At 61.7% G+C, this 18440-nt stretch carries 17 protein-coding genes, 1 pseudogene and 1 riboswitch; of the genes and pseudogenes, 5 read left to right on the top strand and 13 right to left on the bottom strand.

Translation table 11 applies throughout. From position 1 onward, the window contains the following. Positions 1-436 precede the first annotated feature (436 nt). A pseudogene (locus V1288_RS34080) lies at positions 437-541 on the top strand (PEPxxWA-CTERM sorting domain-containing protein); the annotation flags it as partial. A gap of 58 nt (positions 542-599) precedes the next feature. On the opposite strand, the gene V1288_RS20235 reads toward V1288_RS34080, so the two are convergent. The 5 genes from V1288_RS20235 to V1288_RS20215 all read right to left on the bottom strand — a co-directional run bounded on the left by V1288_RS20235 (position 600) and on the right by V1288_RS20215 (position 3315). Beyond that, complete coding sequence (locus V1288_RS20235; RefSeq protein ID WP_334358713.1) at positions 600-1220, bottom strand: A24 family peptidase; 621 nt, start codon at positions 1218-1220, stop codon at positions 600-602. Beyond that, a complete protein-coding gene (locus V1288_RS20230) occupies positions 1217-1741 on the bottom strand; it encodes a hypothetical protein (RefSeq protein ID WP_334358712.1) in 525 nt (174 codons plus the stop codon). Before V1288_RS20230 ends, V1288_RS20235 begins: the two co-directional genes overlap by 4 nt. Positions 1742-1824: 83 nt before the next feature. After that, positions 1825-2436, bottom strand: a complete 612-nt coding sequence (gspM, locus tag V1288_RS20225; protein ID WP_334358711.1) for a type II secretion system protein GspM — start codon at positions 2434-2436, stop codon at positions 1825-1827. Continuing rightward, a complete protein-coding gene (locus tag V1288_RS20220; protein WP_334358710.1) occupies positions 2433-2723 on the bottom strand; it encodes a PilN domain-containing protein in 291 nt (96 codons plus the stop codon). Before V1288_RS20220 ends, gspM begins: the two co-directional genes overlap by 4 nt. Beyond that, on the bottom strand, positions 2686-3315 hold the full coding sequence (locus V1288_RS20215; protein WP_334358709.1) for a hypothetical protein: 630 nt from the start codon (positions 3313-3315) through the stop codon (positions 2686-2688). Before V1288_RS20215 ends, V1288_RS20220 begins: the two co-directional genes overlap by 38 nt. A 975-nt stretch (positions 3316-4290) precedes the next feature. On the opposite strand from V1288_RS20215, the gene V1288_RS20210 reads away from it, so the two are divergent. Beyond that, entirely contained in the window at positions 4291-5328 is a 1038-nt protein-coding gene (locus V1288_RS20210) for an acyltransferase family protein (RefSeq protein ID WP_334358708.1), read from the top strand. Between the two features lie 137 nt (positions 5329-5465). On the opposite strand, the gene V1288_RS20205 is transcribed toward V1288_RS20210, so the two are convergent. Genes V1288_RS20205 through V1288_RS20185 form a run of 5 tightly spaced genes read right to left on the bottom strand, consistent with a single transcriptional unit; the run spans position 5466 to position 10050 of the window. Next, entirely contained in the window at positions 5466-6110 is a 645-nt protein-coding gene (locus V1288_RS20205; protein WP_334358707.1) for a prepilin-type N-terminal cleavage/methylation domain-containing protein, read from the bottom strand. Continuing rightward, positions 6107-6553: a type IV pilus modification PilV family protein gene (locus tag V1288_RS20200; RefSeq protein ID WP_334358706.1), complete on the bottom strand. Its 447-nt coding sequence runs from the start codon at positions 6551-6553 to the stop codon at positions 6107-6109. Before V1288_RS20200 ends, V1288_RS20205 begins: the two co-directional genes overlap by 4 nt. After that, a complete protein-coding gene (locus V1288_RS20195; protein WP_334358705.1) occupies positions 6550-6990 on the bottom strand; it encodes a GspH/FimT family pseudopilin in 441 nt (146 codons plus the stop codon). The genes V1288_RS20200 and V1288_RS20195 overlap by 4 nt, the downstream gene beginning before the upstream one ends. Further along, positions 6987-8252 carry a type II secretion system F family protein gene (locus tag V1288_RS20190; protein WP_334358704.1) on the bottom strand — a complete coding sequence of 422 codons (1266 nt, stop codon included), beginning with the start codon at positions 8250-8252 and terminating at the stop codon, positions 6987-6989. Before V1288_RS20190 ends, V1288_RS20195 begins: the two co-directional genes overlap by 4 nt. A gap of 16 nt (positions 8253-8268) precedes the next feature. After that, a complete protein-coding gene (locus V1288_RS20185) occupies positions 8269-10050 on the bottom strand; it encodes a GspE/PulE family protein (RefSeq protein WP_334358703.1) in 1782 nt (593 codons plus the stop codon). 224 nt (positions 10051-10274) lie between these two features. Here V1288_RS20185 and V1288_RS20180 point away from each other — a divergent pair, with 224 nt between their 5' ends. The 3 genes from V1288_RS20180 to V1288_RS20170 all read left to right on the top strand — a co-directional run bounded on the left by V1288_RS20180 (position 10275) and on the right by V1288_RS20170 (position 13650). Continuing rightward, positions 10275-11123 carry a hypothetical protein gene (locus V1288_RS20180; RefSeq protein ID WP_334358702.1) on the top strand — a complete coding sequence of 283 codons (849 nt, stop codon included), beginning with the start codon at positions 10275-10277 and terminating at the stop codon, positions 11121-11123. Positions 11124-11453: 330 nt separating this feature from the next. Continuing rightward, a riboswitch (TPP riboswitch) is annotated at positions 11454-11549 on the top strand. After that, positions 11540-12214 carry an O-methyltransferase gene (locus V1288_RS20175; protein WP_334358701.1) on the top strand — a complete coding sequence of 225 codons (675 nt, stop codon included), beginning with the start codon at positions 11540-11542 and terminating at the stop codon, positions 12212-12214. Its footprint overlaps the riboswitch before it by 10 nt. Before the next feature lie 221 nt (positions 12215-12435). Next, entirely contained in the window at positions 12436-13650 is a 1215-nt protein-coding gene (locus V1288_RS20170; RefSeq protein ID WP_334358700.1) for a Bcr/CflA family efflux MFS transporter, read from the top strand. A 284-nt stretch (positions 13651-13934) separates the two neighbouring features. Here V1288_RS20170 and V1288_RS20165 read toward each other — a convergent pair whose 3' ends face one another. The 3 genes from V1288_RS20165 to gspD all read right to left on the bottom strand — a co-directional run bounded on the left by V1288_RS20165 (position 13935) and on the right by gspD (position 18130). Beyond that, a complete protein-coding gene (locus V1288_RS20165; protein WP_334358699.1) occupies positions 13935-15194 on the bottom strand; it encodes an alpha/beta hydrolase family protein in 1260 nt (419 codons plus the stop codon). 339 nt (positions 15195-15533) lie between these two features. Further along, positions 15534-15971, bottom strand: a complete 438-nt coding sequence (locus V1288_RS20160; protein WP_334358698.1) for a hypothetical protein — start codon at positions 15969-15971, stop codon at positions 15534-15536. Further along, entirely contained in the window at positions 15968-18130 is a 2163-nt protein-coding gene (gene gspD, locus V1288_RS20155) for a type II secretion system secretin GspD (RefSeq protein WP_334358697.1), read from the bottom strand. The genes V1288_RS20160 and gspD overlap by 4 nt, the downstream gene beginning before the upstream one ends. Between the last annotated feature and the right edge of the window lie 310 nt (positions 18131-18440).

Genomic DNA, 18440 nt, shown 5'->3' with positions numbered 1-18440 from the left:
GAGCGGTACCAGCAACGGCCATTTCACGGTCGACGCGGAGGATAATGGGGTCGAACTCGGATTGCGTGCCTCCATTCGATTTGTTGGCCCGATCACGCCGACAGGAAATCTTTATATTGCTCCGGTGGGCAGCACCCCGCCTGGCAGGGCATTGTGGAATTTCGAGTTTTCGGTCAACCCGGGTTCGCTGCTGGGCACCCATTCATTGCTGACTATTACCGGTCCCGGAGGGATATCGACGATCAATCCGCAGACAATATTTGGAGACAATACGCCGATCGGTGGCCCGCTCTATCAGAACAGCGAGAATCTGGGCTTCGGTTTTCTGGGAGGCCCGATCAATTTCAATCCCAATGCCTCCGGCATCTACACCTTCGACCTCAAGCTCTTCAGCGCGGACAACCAGCAACTGGGCGACGTGTCGATTCAGGTCAATGCCGTTCCGGAGCCCTCGACCTGGGCGATGTTGATCCTTGGCTTCGCCGGCATCGGCTTCATGGCCTATCGGCGCAAACCTCGGCCAGCCGCGCTGGCTGCCTGACTCCATCTTCACCAATGAGCGAAAGGCCGCCTTCGGGCGGCTTTTCTGTTGCGCGGCTTTAAACCGGCTGCGGCCCTAGAACCCACATCCACCAAAGCCCGATCGCAAGGTGAGGCCCAAACGAGATCGCCTGCTTGCCGTGGAGGTCATGTCCTTGCGCTCTCAGGATCAGCAGACTGACCAGGGCGGACGCCACCGCGATCAGCAGCAGGCCGGGAATTCCTTCCGCGCCGATCCAAAGGGTGCCCGCCGCGACGAACTTGACGTCGCCGAAGCCCAGACCGTCATGGCCCCGCAGCCAACGATAGCCGGCGCGGAACAAGGACGCGGCAGCAAAAACCATTACAGCCTCAAATCCACGCCACCAGAAGTCCGCCGGGCCCCACAGATAGGCCTGTAGCGCGCCGCCGGCGGCCAGCGCCAGAACCATGCTGTCCGGAATGATCCCGTAGCGGCCGTCAATAGCGCAAACAGCGGCCAGCAGGACGACGAGGTAGCAGCCCGCGATAGCGGGCAGTGCCCAGGCGGGATCGCCGGCAAGGCCGATGGCGAACCAGACCGTGCCGGCTATCAAGGCCCACGCCACGACAACGTGTGGCCGCCCTGCCGAGCGCCATGCCAGCGCTTCGCCGAAGAAACGGCTGGTACGGTCGCCGGTCTTGCGGAGCGAGCGCATCATCTCCCGCTCGTATGAAGGGGCACCGTCAGCTTCTCGCTCTGCCCTTCCAACACGACGTGCTCGGGCGTCACCGCGGCGACGCGCCAGCCGTCGATTTGCCCATTGAGCCGGACCCATACGCCCAGCGGACTTTGCGTCGTGATCAGGAAAGCCTTCGCCACACCGTCACTCATGAACACCCCTTTCAGGGTCATTCCGGAGTCCAATGTTGCCATCGGCGGCGGTGGTGCGGCGGCCGGTTCGGCCGCGACAAAACCCTGCCGATTCCGTGAGAACAGCGGGCGCTGCACGATATTCTCAAAGCCTGCGGCGGCGCGCGCGTCCGACACCTTGGCGACCGGGCTGCGGCTGCCAAACCAGGTCGGGGCCGTGACCGTCGACAGCTCAAGCGAAATCACCGCGCTTAGCGTCGTCACGCCAACCAGTCCGATCCAGGCCGCAAAACCCAGGATGAGAACGCGCGTTGCAGGCCGCAGCGCCGTCAATTCGCTCCGGCTGGGCAAATCGGTCCGCCCGAGCATGGCGGCGAGCCTGGAGGCCACGAATTGCCGCGGAGAGCCGGTCATGCCTGACAGCCGAAGCTGGACCATTTGCGCCAATGACGTCACGGCATCCGCTCCGCCGTAGCCGATGCGGAGCCGGCTTGCCCGCCGCCCGTGGCCTGCTCGCGTCCTGAAGGCTGCGACCCGTTGCGGATAGCTCCCTGAACCCTGAGCTCGGCCCTGATCGGACCGTCCTCCCCGTCCGCCAGGCTGCGGAACGAGGCCGTGGAGACAAACAACAGCGGCGTCTGATTCTCGATCGTGAAGATCATGTCTCTGATAGTCTTCAGCGGGCCTTCGAGCTCGACGCTGACCGCAATCATGTGCAACGGCTGGGAGCGCCCGCTCGGCAACCCGCGGATCGCGAGCAGATTGACGCCGGCATTCGCCGCCATCGACTTCAGGCTGGCCTGCAGATCGGCGCTGGCGACGCGCTCTTCGCTGCCGGGAAGGAAAGGGTCGCCCGACCGCCCGACGCTGCCCGCCGACTTCTTTGCGGTGCGCATCACATTCTGGAAATGCGCAAGCTGCGCTGCGTGATCCGAAATGTCTTCGCCCCTCGCGGCAAAGTGCGCCAGGATCGGTGCAAGGAAGAAGATGGTGACAAAGAGTATGGCGGCAGCGTTGAAGGCCAGGAACGGCGTCCCGCGCGCCAATTTCAGATTCTGGATCATGGCGCGGGCCGGGATCTTGCGGTCGCCGTGCGCGCGCCACGCAGCTTGAAGACGATGCTGAAGCGATCCTTGCGCTCGTTCGCATCCGGCGTAATCGCCGAAGTAAGGGTCGCGCCCGAAAACAGCGGTGACTGGTCGATGATGCGAACCAGACGCGCCGCATCCGCCGAAAACCCTGATACCGTCACCGTGCCGTCGGCGATGCGGGTTTCGGTCAGAAAAGTATGATCGGGCAGAATTCGCGACAGCTCATCCCACACGGCAAGGATGCCGGTCTCGGCCTTCATCGCGAACAAACGCGCCGCGGGATCCAGGCCGTCCCGACCGATTTTGAGCGGACTGCCGGGCCTCAGCAACTGCCGTCTCCAGCACGGCGGCGACGCTGGCCTGGCGCCATTCGAACACGGCCAGTCCGAATAAGACGGCGCCGAGCGCGGCGACTGCCAGCAGCCGAACTGCCCGGAGCGCCCAAGCCGGATCATCATCGCTGACGGCGCGGAACGCGATCACGCGCACGGCCTCGCCGCCCGCGTCTGCCACCGCCAGACAGTCGACATCCCGCGATGCCAGACCGAGCTCCGATAAAGCCGCCTCGGCGCGATCACGCCTGATAATCCAGTGACACATCGGCACGACGCCGTCCGATTCCTGCCCGACGGCGGTTGCGGCATGCCAGATATCCGAAAGCTGGAATGGCGTTCGCCGCAATATGTCCTGGTCAAGGATTTTGGGCAGGGCACCAAAAGCCGCCTTGGGCACGCTCAACTCACGCAGGAAAAAAAGCTCGCGCGAAATGACCGGCGCCACGGTTGTCGCTTCCCGCGACACGCCCTGCTCGGCAAGCCACTGCTCAAGCGCGGCCGCGTTGAACAGCGGCAATGGAATCCGGATTTCCGCTGGACCCGTGGCAGACATCAGGCGGCAGGTGACGCTGTCGCCATCCCGGCAAAGCGTGACCTGCGGCCTCGCCTCGCCCTCGGCCCATTCGCGCCAGCGCGCCGGAACTGCCTCGCGCAAGCCCGACAGCCACCAGTACGCAAAGTCCGTGCCCCACGCCGTCAAGACGCGGAGGCCACCGGCTCGGACTACGGGCAGATCGGCGACAGGCATGATCGTCACTTGCGGATCGAGGCATTCGATTCGAATGAACGAAGCTTATTTACTAATTCTTTACGAAGAGTAACGAGCGGCCTTTTCCCCGGCGGGTGGATCCAGCGCAAGACTAAATCGAGGCTATGCAATGGTTTCCCGGCATCAAGCACTAAGGAGTTAATTGCGAGGACGGCGGCTTCTAGGTGATCAAGATTCACGGCCAGGAACCCTTGGTTAACGCTCGTGACTGGATATTGCCCGAGCCAGCCTCGACACTTCTGCCCGCGGAAGCCGGCCTCTTCGCGGCAATTGGTCGGGTCACCCAAACTTCATGTAGTTGCTCACCCTTCAGCCAAGTCCCGCCGCCACTCTGGATTGACTCAACACCCCGGCCTCCGGGGTGGACGCAACGCAGATTGCGAAGGCGTCGGCGTGGCGGCAATCGACGGGCTCGCGACTGAATGGACGTGACCAATATCGCGCCCGTATGCCTCAATCTGCCGTTCTATTTCAGAGATCACTGATCTGATGATCCCGGCTGGCGTCGAGTAGAACGGAGGCAGAACGCGATGACATACGCAGCGCCACGTTGAATAGGCCAACTGCGAAGACGTGCTGATTTAATGAATTATTTGAGAAGCCGCTTTGGTGGATTATATAGTAATTATAGGCGGCGTTGGGACATTCTCGGCGGCGGCAATGATGGTTAGAGCGAGCGTCGGGTAAGCTTATTTCTCCGGCGGGGCGGGTACACGTATTTCAATGAGTTCTGAAAAGTATATTTCAAGCATTGACGGGATGCGCGCGGTTGCCATCTTGCTCGTTCTATTCTCGCATTTGTTGAAAGATGGTGTCGTCCCGGGCGGCCTCGGCGTCACGTTCTTCTTTTTCATTAGCGGATTTTTGATCACTGGACTGCTTATCGACGAACTGGATCGATCTAGTTCGATCGATATCAAGGGATTCTATATCCGCCGGTTCATGCGGCTGGCTCCGGCGCTGCTGACCATGGTCGCCGTCGTGAGTTTGACCTATTTCCTTGCCTTTGGCGTTTCTTCAGCCAATGAAGTCATCGCGGCCGTCTTTTACTTCATGAATTTCTACGTGATATCGAAAGGAGCTATGGCGCTGCCGCTGGGCCCTCTATGGTCGCTCGCCATTGAAGAACACTTTTATCTCGTCTTTCCAATTCTGGTTGCGAACCTTTGGAAGTTCGGAGAGCGGTTTCTGATCGGCCTCGCTGTCGTGTGTTGCGCCGTCCTGGTTTGGCGCATTTTCCTCGTGTCGAGTGGAATGCCAGAAATTCGCACCTATGTAGGCACCGACACGAGGATCGATTCAATCCTCTTTGGTGCGCTGCTGGCGATAGGCATCAGGTTGAAGCTCAATCTGGATTGGCTAGCCAGCAGAATGGCCGTTACCGTCAGCCTTATTCTGCTCCTCGCCACGCTGGTCATCCGCAACCCGACCTTTCGAGAGACGGCACGCTATTCAATCCAGGGACTTGCCTTCTTCCCGTTGTTTTACTTCATACTCTATCGTCAATCCGTTTTCAGGACCCTGCTTGAGACCCCGGCAGCGACATGGATCGGAAAAATCAGCTATTCACTTTACCTTTGGCACTTCCCCATTCTCGCCTTCGTGACACCCAAACTAGCCCCGCACACGAACCCTGTGATAACCGGGTCGGCGGTCTTGGGCATCTCGTTTTTCTTGGCGTCGTTGTCCTACTATTTTGTGGAAACACCACTTCGGCGTTTGGCACCTGCTCGGCCTCATCCGGCAGCCGTTACTGGTTGAACGCTTGACCGTCCCCATCACAATGAATCAGGTGTAATGAAATATCAGGATTGAAGACGACCAACTCGGGCGATGTTCCTGCGCTGGTTTTGGCGGCAATTGAGCCACCACCCGCGAGCGCGTGAAGTCGGAAGGCTTTAGCCCTGACGCAGCGCCACGATGGTGGCAGGCTCGTTACGCCGCTCGTCCTCAAATTCGATCCGGATCGAAACCAGATCGGGCAGCCGCTCGGCGCGAATCCAATCGGAGCGCCAAGCCGGCTTGACCTTGGGGTCGACGGTACCAAAATACCCAATACGGATTTCACGCACGCCGCTGAGCACCACGACCCGGGCCGGTGCCGGCTCAAGGCTATCCTTCGAACGCGCCCCGGTAAGCGGTACGAAGTCCGCGACGATATCCCCTCCACTCCGCCGCAAGACGATCTTGTGCGGCCCGCCGCGCAGTGACCGTCCCTCGCTCAAGCCTACGAAGACGATCGCCTCGCCGCGACCGTCGAACCCGATGGCGTCTTTTGTGCCTGCCCCGTCAAACCGGACCGGGAGCGCCGCCCCCACGAGCGCAGCTATGGTCTGGATCGCAGCACTGGTCTCGCTTCCGATCTCGCTGGCACGGTCGACGGCAAATGCCCGCCGGCCCATCGACAAGCCGCCGGCCAGAAAGCCCGTCAGGATCGCCAGAATGGCGAGCGACAACAGCAACTCGATCAGCGTCAACCCCTGCTCGCCGCTCCGGCGGGCGCCAACCCGGGCAATTAACCGGTTGCGGACCACGCGCGTCATTGCTTCGTCCCTGACGCAAGCTTCAACGCTGCGAGCCTGGTGGCGGTGCCGTCCGGCGCCTCAACGGCTATTTCGACCCAGAAGGACCTCAATGCGCCATTTGCGGGCGCCGGCCGCGCGCCTTGCTCCGGGCGCGTGTCGCTGGCGGGACGAAGTTCGGTGACGGTCTGCCGCCACCGGAATCTGTTCGCGATCACGCCTTCGCGGTAGCCCGTCGCAAGCACCTCGGAAATGCCGGCGGCTTCGAGACGGGACTGCGCAACGCGCAGCGCGGCGCGATTGGCCTGCGTGCGTGCATCGGAACGCATCGCCACCGCCACGCCGGTCGATATGGCACCGAGCCCCAGCGCCAGGATGACGAAGGCAACGAGGATCTCGATGAGCGCAAATCCGCGTTCGCCGCTGCGCCTGACAAACACTCGCCTGGAACGCGCGCGCATCATTGGATCAACCGTGGTTCGCCGGTCAGCCAGTTGACGGCGATGCGCGCCGATCGCCCCTCCAGCATCAGCGCGATCTCGCCGCCGGAAGACTGGCCGTCCGGGTAAAATCTGATACCGCCAAGCTCGCCTGAGCGCTCCGTCTCGGCAACTACCACCGCGGCAATCATTCCGCGCGGCATACTGTGCATGGAATTCGGCAAGCCGAAGCGGCCTTTCTCCACGTCGAGCCGGAACAGCGTTTCGGCATTGCTCGACATCGCCTGCGCACGAGCAAGCTGAAGCGTCGCCGTAACAGAGCGGGCAGTAACGGCGACACGCGTGGCCACGGCCTTCGGTTTGGCGGACAGCGTGCCGGCAAGGACGAGCGCGATGATCCCGATGACCACCAGCAATTCGGCCAGCGTGAACCCGGCTGACGATCGTGCGGGGCGTTTCATTGGAATGCGAGATTGTTGATCGACAGCACGGCGCTCATCACATGCATGATGAGCCCACCGATGCTTCCGCCGATGAGAAGCGTCAAAGCCGGCGTCAGCAGGCCGACCATGCGTTCGATGCGGCGCTGCAGGTCGGCCTCGATCACGCTGGCCACCTGAATGAGCATGAGGCCGAGCTGACCGGACTCCTCTCCGACGGCCACGAGACGAAGCGATGCGGGCGGCAACAGACCGTCCCCCTCGAAGGCGCGGTGCAGCGGCGTGCCTTCCGGAACACGCTTGATGGCGGCCTCGTAGAGCGCATTCAGGTGCCGGTTGGTAACCAGCGCCCGCGCGGTTTGCATCGCGGACATCAACGGCACCCTTGCGACGAGCAGCGTGCCGAGCGCCCGCGCAAAGCCTCCGGCCTCGCGGTTTCGAATCAGCGCACCAATCACCGGCAGCGAGCATTTCAAACGATCGGCGCCGAGCATGACTTCCGGATTTTGCTTCGCCTTGCCCCACAATACGAAACCGGCTGCGCCGCAAAGAGCAATCGCCAGCAGGACCATCAGCCAGTTATCCTGAATCTCCTCGAAGAAATGCAGGATACCGGGAAGCGGCAGGCCCGCATCGACGAAGATGGGCGAGATGCTGGGTATCAGCACGAACACGATGACCACGACCGATACCAGCGACATCAGGATCAGGATCATGGGATAGACGAGCGCCGACGCAATCTTGTTGCGGATCTCGAGCCGGCGCGCCAGCAATTCGGCGATCTGCTTGAGGACCTGCCCGGTAACCCCTCCGGCTTCGCCGGCGGCCAGAATGGCCCGATAGTCCGATGGAAACACATCCGGCCGTTGCGCCATCGCTTCCGAAAGTTGCAATCCGGCCAGCACGTCCTTGAGAAGCCCGTTGGCAAGACGGGCGGTTTTCGGCGCAGCGCCCGGCCCTGCGATGATCCGGAATGCGGCATCGAGCGTCAGCCCGGAATTGGTTAGCGAAGCCAGTTCAACTGTAAACGCTGTCAGCTCCTTCAGGCTGAAGCGGTTTGACTGAACGAGTTCGCGTTTCCAGATCGACGTTTCGGCGTCTCGCGACGAAATCGATGAAAGGTTCGGTCGTTCCGCCGTCCGGTCGGCCACGCCGTAGGTTTCGAACGGCGTCAGCCCCGAGCCATAGAGCGCGTCGACGGCCGCATCGAGCCCTTCGGCAACAATCGTCCCTGCCGTGACCGCGCCTCGTTCCGTGTACGCCTTGTAGTGAAAAGTTGCCAAGGGCTCGGTGCTCCCTTTAGGACGCGCGGGTGACGCGAAGAACTTCTTCGAGCGAAGTCTCGCCGGCCCCGACCTTCAGCAGGCCATCCTCGTAGAGCGTGTGAAAGCCTGCTTCGCGCGCCAACTGCTCGACCGCGCGCTGGTCCTGGCTTCTGCGTCCGATCGCCTCGCGGACGCTGTCATCGATGACCAGCAGCTCCGATATCGTGGTGCGGCCGCTATAACCGGTGTTGCCGCACGCATCGCAGCCGACCGGCTCCCGGCTGTGCGACCAATCTATTCGCGGATTGCCTGCTATCGCCATCTTGAGCTTGCCATGCGCCCGCTCGCTGTTGCTATGCGATCGCGCGCAGACGGGACAAAGCTTCCTGACCAGACGCTGCGCCATCACGCCCGCAATCGTCGAGGCGAGCAAATAACGTTCCAGTCCGATATCGATCAGGCGCGTTATCGCGGCAATCGCGCTGTTGGTGTGCAGGGTCGAGAACACCAGATGGCCGGTCAGCGCCGCCTGGATGGCGATGCGCGCGGTTTCGAGGTCGCGGATTTCGCCGATCATAACGATGTCCGGATCCTGGCGCAGGATCGAGCGAAGCGCCGTTGGGAAGTCGAGACCGATCTGCGGCTGAACCTGGATCTGGTTGATTCCGGAGAGCTGATATTCGATCGGATCTTCCACGGTGAACAGTTTTAGCTCGGGGCGGTTGAGATCCTTCAGGGCGGTGTAGAGCGTCGTCGTCTTTCCGCTGCCGGTTGGGCCGGTGACGAGGATGATGCCGTTCGGAAGCGCCATCAGGCGCTGAAGGCATTCCTGCGTCCTGCCGTCTAGCCCGAGCTTGGTGAAGTCGAGCTCCACCCGGGTTCGGTCGAGAATTCTCATCACGACGCTTTCACCGAATACCGTCGGCAAGGTCGAGACACGGATGTCGATCTCGACGCCGCGCACCACGGTCTTGATGCGGCCATCCTGCGGCAGCCGCCGCTCGGCAATATCAAGCTTGGCCATGATCTTCATGCGCGTCGTCAGCGCGGCCCGCAGCGTCGCCGGCACGAGGCGCTCCTGCTGCAGGAAGCCGTCGATGCGGTAGCGAACGGCGACAGCATCGCGTCCGGGTTCAATGTGCACGTCGGACGCGCCGCGCTCGACGGCTCGCGCGATGATCTGGTTGACCAGCCGGATGACCGGCGCTTCGTTGGCGATATCGCGCAGGCGCTCGACGTCGAATTCGCTGCCGTCGTTGCCGGCAATCGCGATGCCGTCAGTCTCCTCGGCGTGCGTCTCGGACGCTGCGTCCTGATACAGCGTCCGCAAGGCGCGCTCGATTTCCGCCGGCGCGATCACGGCGAGATCGACGGGCACGTCGAGCATGTAGCTGATGGCCTGTACGGACTCATCGACAAAGGGATCGGCGGTTGCGATCAACAGGCGCCGGCCGTCGAACGAGATCGGCAGGATCCGGTTGGTCTTGAGGAAAGAGAATTGCAAGCGGTCCGCCAGGACGGGCTTGGCCGGGAGATCCACAGGTTCGATCAGTGGCAGACCGCAATAGGTGGCATAGGCCAGACAGAGGTCGGCCTCGGAAATCAGGCCCAGTTTGACCAGCACAAGATCGAAACGCTCGGAAGCAGCTTCTGCGGCCCGCCGGGCCCGGCCGATCGCGGCGGGATCGACCATGTCCTTGCCGACCAGAAGGTCGGAGAACGCCTGCGCGAAGCCGGCGTCCCGTGGCCTCGGCAATTCCGTTCCCCGGCTCGAAGGCGCGGCCGGGCGCAACAATTGCTGGATATCGAATGACATTCGCGCGCTCGGCGGTCTCGCGGGGCTTCTCCGTCGGCGCGATTCTAGGGGGTTTTGATTAACACAAGCTGTTTGACGCTTTGTTTGCCATTCCTGCGTAAATATCGGCTGATGACGCGAGGTCAGGCCGCCTGGCCGTCCCAGCAAGGCTTATCGACGTGGCAAACCGGCGAAAGGCTCGAACGAACCGATTTGCCGTCCCTGGCCGGCCGGAATGCCCTTCTTTGCCCCGCGCTAGGGCCAGACAATCGGGCTTCGCACTGGTTGCCGTGATCTGGACATTGGGCCTGATTACGCTGCTTGGAATGGCGGTCATCGTCGGCGCGCGTTACCGCACCAAGACATCGTCGAACTACGCCTCGGTCGCGGCAGCCGAGATGGCGGCAGAGAGCGCCGTCAACCTGGCAATCGCCGCGGCGCTGGCCACAACACCCGAACAAGCCGTCAATTTTCCGTTGCGGTGCCAATTGCCCGGCGGCGAACGCGCCACGATCACGGTCGAGGAAGAGACCGGAAAAATCGACCTGAACACGGCGAGCCCGGCCGCCTTGACCCGCCTCTTCACCGCGCTCACCGGCGATCAGTCGAGGGGCATGCGCATCGCCGCGCAGATCACCGAATTCCGCATACCGAAGGCGCAGGGCACGCCGAGCGCAGCGCCTGCCGAGGCACGCTTCACCACCGTGATGCAACTGGATCAGCTCGACGGCATGTCGCCCCGATTGTTTCGGGCAGCGCTTCGCCACGTCACCGTTCGCTCCGGGCGGCCGGAGCCGGACATGGAAGCCGCCTCCCCCGCCTTGCTGAGACTGCTCAACGTCGAACTGAAGCAGACGAACGCCAAACGAGGGCTGCCCTTGGGCGGCAGCATGACCATCCGCGCGGATATCAGCGCCTTGGACGGCACGCGCTTCATCCGGGAGGCATTGGTCTCGCTGGAGGGCGGAAACGGTCGCCCCTACGTCATTCGCGAATGGCGGCGCGGGGATATCGATCCATCAAGCTCGCGGCCGGAACGCCCGCAAGACACGTCGCGCGCGTGCCTGCGCGTTCGCGAAGCAGCCGCAAGCTGAGCTTCCGCATCGACAGTAGGGCGCCACGGCCGACGAAGATGGGCACTACTGCTTCGCCGTGGCGCTATGAAGTCGCAACCTATCTCATGCCGTAACCCGAGAATATTCGACTGCCTACGATTTGGCACTGCGCTCAAAGGAGCTGTTTCCGATGTCGCGGGCGTCTCGATGTGCTTCCATGGACATGGCACCGAACCACCCTGGGTATCGGTGCCATGTGCGTTCCAGGGGGCGACCCGGAAGTTGAAGGCAAGGTGCCAAAATGACGCGTTTGACCCACAAGAGACATTCTGACCGCGATGCTTGACGGCTATACGTTGACCTGAAACGTTGGCGCGTCCGGGGTGCCCGTTTGACGCGGGCTGAGATCACACCCGTTGAACCTGTCTGGGTAATGCCAGCGAAGGGAGCAGACCATGACCGTACTTGCCAATCAGGCATTGCAGGACTTCCTTGATGCTCTTCACGCGAAGAGCGACGAGCAGGCCGCACTGATCCAGGCATTCGAGGCAAAACGGGACAGCAGCGAGCTTTCTCCAAGCGCAGAAGAAATTAGGGCCTTTCGGAGCGACAAGCTCGTTGCACTTGATCGCGACAAGGCGGAGTTCTGTTACCAGCTATGCCGCGCGAAAAAAGTCTCCAAGATCATCGAGGTTGGCACGTCGTACGGTGTGTCGACCATCTACCTCGCTGCAGCCGTGCGCGACAATGTTAATGCATTCGGTGGCAACGGAGTGGTCATTGGGACCGAATATGAGCCAAGCAAAGCGGCGGCTGCACGGGCACATTTCGCGCAAGCCGGATTGAGTAGTTTTATCGAACTGCGAGTAGGCGATCTTCGCGAAACCCTAAAGCAGATCGATGGGCCAATCGACTTCGTCCTAATGGATGTTTGGATCGCGATGGCGCGACCTGCATTAGAATTGATTTCGCCACATCTTTCACAAGGCGCGGTTGTGGTGTGCGACAACACCAAACAACATCGGGGGTTTTATGCTGACTATTTCGCGTTTCTACATGATCCAGCCAACAGCTTCACCACAATGACACTGCCCTTCCAAGGTGGCTTGGAAATATCAGTTCGGTGTTAGACGTGGCGCTAGCCGATCGTTGACACTCACGGAGCGAGTTTCTACACTGGGCGTAGATCATTAGAGATATTTGAGATGACGATCGCAACCGTCGTAGTAGGGCGCTGGCGCATGGACCGGTAACGGCATCCATGCCGGTACCCCGTGCGCCCCCGACAAGTTCGGGGGCTTTTTTTTGAGCAAGTTTCTGTCCGGCTTGTCAGATTGAGAAGAGGAAACCCATGCCAGGGAAAGCCGCAGACCCGCCGGCCCTGATGACCTTGATCGCGCTGAGCGGTCTGTCGGTGGTATCTCTCAACATGTTCCTGCCCTCATTGGCAAACATCGCCCATGAGTTTCAGGCGGACTATGCGCTCGTCAATCTATGCATCGCCGTATACGCGGCCGTGAGCGCCTTGCTGCAGCTCGTGATGGGGCCGTTGTCGGATCGCTTCGGCAGGCGACCTGTGATCCTTGCCGCCCTGCTGCTTTTCCTCGTCGCCTCGCTGGGCTGCCTGTTGGCGGCCAACGTCTGGGTGTTTCTCGCCTTCCGCATGATGCAGGCGGTCATCGCCCCTGCTTACGCCGTTTCGGTCGCCATTATTCGGGATTTCTCCGCAGGCAACAAAGCTGCAAGCTCCATCGGCTACGTGGCAATGGCCTCGGCCGTCGCTCCCATGCTGGCCCCGATGCTGGGTGGTACACTCGATGAGCTGTACGGATGGCGGGCCAGTTTCTGGGCCTTTCTCGTCATGGGCGGCGCGACCCTCGCGCTGTGCTGGCTCGATCTGCGGGAAACCAACAAAACACCCGCGGCTACGTTTGCGCGGCAATTTCGATCATATGCGAAGCTCGTGGGATCTGGGCGTTTTTGGGGTTACGCGCTGTGCATGACGTTTTCCCGGGGGGCGTTCTTCATCTTCATTGGCGGAGCGTCGCTTGTCGCTGTCTCCACGTTCCGGATTTCCACCGCGGAGCTCGGTTTCTATATGGGAACCATCACGGTCGGTTTTGTTCTCGGCAGCTTTCTGTGCGGCCGCTTCTCCGAACGTTATGGGCTCACGACGATGATGCTGATGGGCGGATTGGTGGCGTGTGTGGGCCTGGTTTTGGGAATCCTGCTTTGCTTCTATGACGCGGTGAATTTGCCGATGTATTTCGGCGCCTGTGCCTGCGTTGGTCTCGGCAACGGATTGGCGATCCCGAGCAGCAATGCCGGTGTCGTCTCTGTTCGGTCAGAACTTGCAGGCAGCGCGTCGGGGCTGTCGGCTGCGCTGACGATGGGCGGCGGGGCACTCCTGTCGGCAATCACGGGCGCGGTTCTGACCGAAGCGAATGCGGCCCCAACCCTGTTAGCAATGATGCTCCTGTCCTCGGGAATGGCCTTGCTTGCAACGCTGTACGTAATGCGGCTCGACGTGCAAGAGAACCCGCTGGAGCGAGAGCTCGATGCTTGAACGAATTTTTGCCTATTGCGGGCTCGTCCGGGATTTTCTGACATGGGTCGGCGGCGCCCGTGCGTTTTGTCTGATCGCATTTTGGGGAAGATTCGCGTGGGGTCGGCGAGGACGAGACCGTCGACCGACCGAGGGCAAGATAAAAGCGACGGTGTCGCTCCGTGCCGTCGAGGGTCGTAAGTGTTTGTCTGCACATTGTTTTGGATGGCACTGCGGCGCCACTTCGGTACAAAACTAGGCACTCCAAACGGACGCTCTGTAAGTGCATCACGCTCCGAAGTGGGTCAGTGGCGTTGTCGATTGAGTGAGGCCAGGAATTTGTCGGCGATCGGTCGCCACCGATCAGCAAAAAGCCTCAGCAAGTGGCCGTCGCCCGGAACGCCGTGGATAAGCTCGAAGCGCACGCTGCCGCCGGCTGCGACGAATGCTTGATAGTATTCGCGGATCAGGGCTTCGTCGTAGAGACGGTCGTTGTCTGCATACAACCAGAGTTGCGGGACCTTGTCAGCCGCGCCGCGGCCAGCATTCGCATAGTACGGCGTGGTAACCGGTCCGTAGGGGTACCAGCCGCCGGAGAAATTCACCACGCCCATCACTTCGCCGGGCTTGAGGCCGGCATAGTGCATGGCGAGAAACCCGCCGCGTGACTGGCCAGCGAGTAGAACGGGCCCCGGCCACACGCCAGGCAGTTTGCGGCCATAGGCAATCGCCGATTCGAAGTCTTCGACTGCTTGTGCGACGCCTGCCGAAACATCAATGAGGCTGCCGTCGTGACCACGCCCAAAGTCTTCCTCGCCATTGATTCCCTCGGACCTGCCGCGTCCACGACGCATCAGCGCCATTACAGCAAAACCGTTGTCGCGAAGCCAATGCGCCTCGGTCGAGAACGACCAGGTCCTCAGTTGATTCCGGCCGACGTCGGATCCGTGGGTATAGATCGCGAGCGGCGCCGGCCTAGGGCCGACCGGCGGATAGAACGTCGCTTCGAGCTTGATCGGCCGTGCGCCATCGGGAGTCCGAACCGCAAGGTGCGGAATCGATACGCGCTCGCCGGGCCACGGCCACTCGATCGGTCGATCACCCGCCGCAAGGCGTATCGCATCGGTGCGGACCAACGTTCCGGAGGTGACGCCGCCGTTTTTGAGGGTCGCGGTCATGTACAACCGGTCCGGACCATCGAAGGCGTATCGGAAGGTGCGAAATCCCGTCATGGTAAGCACGCCGTCGGCGATAGTTGCTTTGTCCCGCCACCATTCTCGATTCATGCCGTAAAACGCCGAGTCTGATTGTGCGAAAACCACGTTCGCATGCCCGTCGGGCGTGACGCGCTCGACTACGAGGATATGTCTGTCGTCATGCCAGGTTCCGATCCACGCGCCCTGAAAGCGAGCAATCTCGGGCGGCACGTCAGGCGCCGGCATCTCCATATCGAACTTGTCCGGCAGCGGGACTATGGACTCCGGATCGACAATTAGCGGCTGGGCCTGAGCGTTTTGCATGAAAATCGAGAATAGCGTCGAAAATACAATCAAGAGTCTGCGCATTCTGTCCAAAGCCCAGTCGAAATCCCGCTGCGCGACGGCGCCGTGAACCTCGGGTGCACCGAGGTCAACACTAGGCGAAACGTGCCCCGTCCGCCAGCGCGCGATGCCGCGATATCCGGCGTTTCCGTTGCCACTTTCCGTTGTTCAGACTGCCCTCGTGCGCCATCGACCGCCCGGGCCACAGGAGGAGCGAACCTGTGTTCTCTGAGGTCTCTGCGAACGTGGCAGCGCTCGCGGCCACTCAGGCGAACGGCGTGCGGTGCCAGCGTAGAGCGGAATGCCACATCATAGCGCTATGCCGAGACAATTGTGCCCATCTTCCTCGGCCGGGCGCCGCAACTAGCCTTTTGAATTGAGCACGACCGGGGGCGGCAGAGGTGGTGCCGGCGGACGGACCGAGCCTTCGAGCTTCAAACGTTCCTCGACAACGGCAGGCCCCGGCTCCATCACGGTGCAACCCTTGTAGCGCTGCAGATCCGCCAGTGCGTCGAGCCGCCTGCGTTCATCGATGAGCTGCTTGGGCGCATCCAGCGGGTATCGTTCATAGCCGTAGCCCGCCAGCGGCCCCACCGCCAGCCAATACTCCAGCCGGGCGGCACGCCGCGCCGCGTAACGGAAAGAAGCGGCGATGCCGTTGCAACTCATCGATTCATCGACCGGCAAGACCGCATAGGGCGGCGGCGGTTCGATCGGATAGGCATAGGTCACACAGCCCGCCAGCGAGCACGCCATGCTCGACATCAGCCAGAAATTTCTTATGGCCGCTCGGCGCTTCACTGTGAAATCATCCGCTGCATCGTATTGGCCGGCGAACGCTCGCGCGAGGTCGTGTGCGGCATGTAGACATGCATCTTGCGCCGGTATTCTTCCGTCACGAGACGGCTTTCCGTGCCGTCGCGGACGACCTTGGGCGTGATCAGGATGACGAGCTCGGTCTTCTGGACCTGGTCGCCCCGGTTGGAGAACGCAGCGCCAAGCCCGGGTATGTCGCCGAGCAGCGGGATCTGGTTACTGGTCTTGTTGGCCTGTTCCTGGATCATGCCGCCAAGCGCCAGCACCTCGCCGTCGTTGACGACGACGGTGGTCTTCACACGCCGCTGCTGAATGGTCGGCGAGTCGATCCCGGATGACGTGGTTTTCACCACGGCGCTGACTTCCTGCTCGATCTCGAGCTGCACCCTGCCGCTTTCATTGATGCGCGGCGTCACTGACAGGATCACGCCGGTGTCCTGCATGGTGATTGAATTGACGATCGCCGTCTGGGCCGTCACCGTGCTGGTGGCGGTCTGCGTGGTGATCGGCACCTGATCGCCGATCTGCAGCCTCGCCGTCTTGTTGTCCAGCACCATCAGCGACGGCGTCGAAATGACGTTGACGCGTGTCAGCGCGTTCAGCGCGCTGAGCGTCGACGCGATGCTCGCGGCGTTGACGGCATAGTTGAAACCGGGAAACACCGAAGCCACGCCGCCGGTCAGCGCGTTTGAGAACGAAGCGGTCGGCGTTCCCTTTTTCGACAGTTGCCATTGCACGCCATATTGCAGCTTGTCGTTAAGCACCACTTCCGCGATGACAGCCTCGATCAACACCTGGCTTGCGACGACATCGAGCCCCTGAATGACGCGAAGCACGCGCTGGTAGTCCCGGTCATTGGCCATGATGAGGAGCGAGTTTTTCGTTTCATCCGCCACGATCTTGAGCGGCGGCTCGCCGACCGCCCCGTTGGATGACGAAGGCGACGAAGACGGCTCCATCGAATCCGGCGTCAATGCATCCGGCTCGTTGTTCAGCGCACGCTGCAGGCTTTGCAGATCGTTGCCGGGACTTACACCGCGAAGCCCGATAGCCGCGCCTTGATCGATATCCGGAGTCGCGCCGCCCGTTCCGGGCGATCTTGCCGAGCTTCCGGAAAAGCTCGCCTGCTTCGACCGCGGGGAAACGCTGCGCGTCGGCGGCTTCACTACTTTCATTTCATTCGCAAACATCGACTGCAGGACGCTTGCGAGCTCCGCCACGGGCCGGTTCTGGACCTGATAGACGTGAAGCTGACGCTCGGAGCCGGCCGCCTTGGCGTCGAGCCGCCTGATCCAGGTCTGCGCCCTCGGCAGATAGCTCGGCTGCGAGGTCACAACCAGGATGGCACCAAGCCGCGTGTTTGCGATGAACCTGACGCGGCCCTTGAGCGGCCCCTCTTTCTCGGCCGCGAATATCGCCTTCAGTTCGTCGACCATTTTTTCCGGCTGGGGCGTTTTCACCGGAACGACGGCAAACGACATGCCCTTCATGACATCGACATCGAATACCGAAATCGAGTCGAGCATGCTTTCGATTTCCGCCGGCGAGCCCTTGAGCGCGAGAATGTTGCGCGCGTCGTCGGCCTGGACGATGGCGCCCTTCGGCACCATTGGCTCCAGCACGCGGGCGACTTCGGTGGCGGAAACATATTTCAGGGAAACGACGCGAATGCCGTTGCCGGCAATGGCGCTCTCGGCCGGACCATCGCCGGTCGCGATCACGCCCGTGGCCGCCTGGTCGGCCGGCGCGATCCGGTAGGTGCCGCGGCTTTGCACCAGCACCGCGCCGATCGGCACCAGCGCGGTCTGGAACATCTCCATCGCTTCGGCCTTGCTGACCGGACGCGTCGTTTGCACGGAAATGACTCCGTCGACGCGCGGGTCGACGACGTAGTTCACGCCGATCATGTCGCCGAGAACGGTCTTGGCGGCTTGCTGAAGCGGAACGCTCGCCAGATTGAGAACCACGTTCCCGTCGGTGCCGGCGGACTTCCGCTTCGAATATGTCCCGCCGATCATGCTGCCATTGCCGCCATCCATGACGGCAACTGCCGGTGACGAGGGGGACGGAAGCGGCACGGCGCCGGTGGGGCCGCCGTCATACGCGTAGGTCTGTTCGAGGGAGACCGGCTGTCCCGCCGTCAATCTGGGTTGCGACACCGTCGTTAAAGGCGTCGTGGTGGAGGTGGTGCAGCCCGACACAACGAGTATTGCCGCCCAACTGGCGGCTAATCTCGTCGCAAGGCTGCGAGAAAGTAACAAATAAAATCCCCAAACAGCTTCGCACCGTGGGCAATTTTTGGCGCGTAAATATTTGGTAAAACATCATAGTTAATCGACAGTAAATCGGCCGGAACCCGGCAGGCGCGCGGACTGACGGCCCGGGAAAAACTGGTGCCGAAAATAGCCGAAGGGACGATAGGTCCGTTTCGGGCCATTTAATATACCTGCGACG

The organism is Bradyrhizobium sp. AZCC 2176 (genome assembly GCF_036924645.1).
Lineage (GTDB): Bacteria > Pseudomonadota > Alphaproteobacteria > Rhizobiales > Xanthobacteraceae > Bradyrhizobium.
The sequence above is the reverse complement of the archived record's forward strand: the minus strand, read 5'-3'. Positions and strand labels throughout refer to the sequence as shown.

What these genes read in the sequence shown, in the direction of transcription:
- V1288_RS20235 (WP_334358713.1), bottom strand. Translation starts at nt 1,220, where the DNA reads ATGATGCGCTCGCTCCGCAAGACCGGCGACCGTACCAGCCGTTTCTTC.
- V1288_RS20230 (WP_334358712.1), bottom strand. Translation starts at nt 1,741, where the DNA reads ATGCTCGGGCGGACCGATTTGCCCAGCCGGAGCGAATTGACGGCGCTG.
- gspM (WP_334358711.1), bottom strand. Translation starts at nt 2,436, where the DNA reads ATGATCCAGAATCTGAAATTGGCGCGCGGGACGCCGTTCCTGGCCTTC.
- V1288_RS20220 (WP_334358710.1), bottom strand. Translation starts at nt 2,723, where the DNA reads ATGAAGGCCGAGACCGGCATCCTTGCCGTGTGGGATGAGCTGTCGCGA.
- V1288_RS20210 (WP_334358708.1), top strand. Translation starts at nt 4,291, where the DNA reads ATGAGTTCTGAAAAGTATATTTCAAGCATTGACGGGATGCGCGCGGTT.
- V1288_RS20205 (WP_334358707.1), bottom strand. Translation starts at nt 6,110, where the DNA reads ATGACGCGCGTGGTCCGCAACCGGTTAATTGCCCGGGTTGGCGCCCGC.
- V1288_RS20200 (WP_334358706.1), bottom strand. Translation starts at nt 6,553, where the DNA reads ATGATGCGCGCGCGTTCCAGGCGAGTGTTTGTCAGGCGCAGCGGCGAA.
- V1288_RS20195 (WP_334358705.1), bottom strand. Translation starts at nt 6,990, where the DNA reads ATGAAACGCCCCGCACGATCGTCAGCCGGGTTCACGCTGGCCGAATTG.
- V1288_RS20185 (WP_334358703.1), bottom strand. Translation starts at nt 10,050, where the DNA reads ATGTCATTCGATATCCAGCAATTGTTGCGCCCGGCCGCGCCTTCGAGC.
- V1288_RS20175 (WP_334358701.1), top strand. Translation starts at nt 11,540, where the DNA reads ATGACCGTACTTGCCAATCAGGCATTGCAGGACTTCCTTGATGCTCTT.
- V1288_RS20170 (WP_334358700.1), top strand. Translation starts at nt 12,436, where the DNA reads ATGCCAGGGAAAGCCGCAGACCCGCCGGCCCTGATGACCTTGATCGCG.
- V1288_RS20165 (WP_334358699.1), bottom strand. Translation starts at nt 15,194, where the DNA reads ATGCGCAGACTCTTGATTGTATTTTCGACGCTATTCTCGATTTTCATG.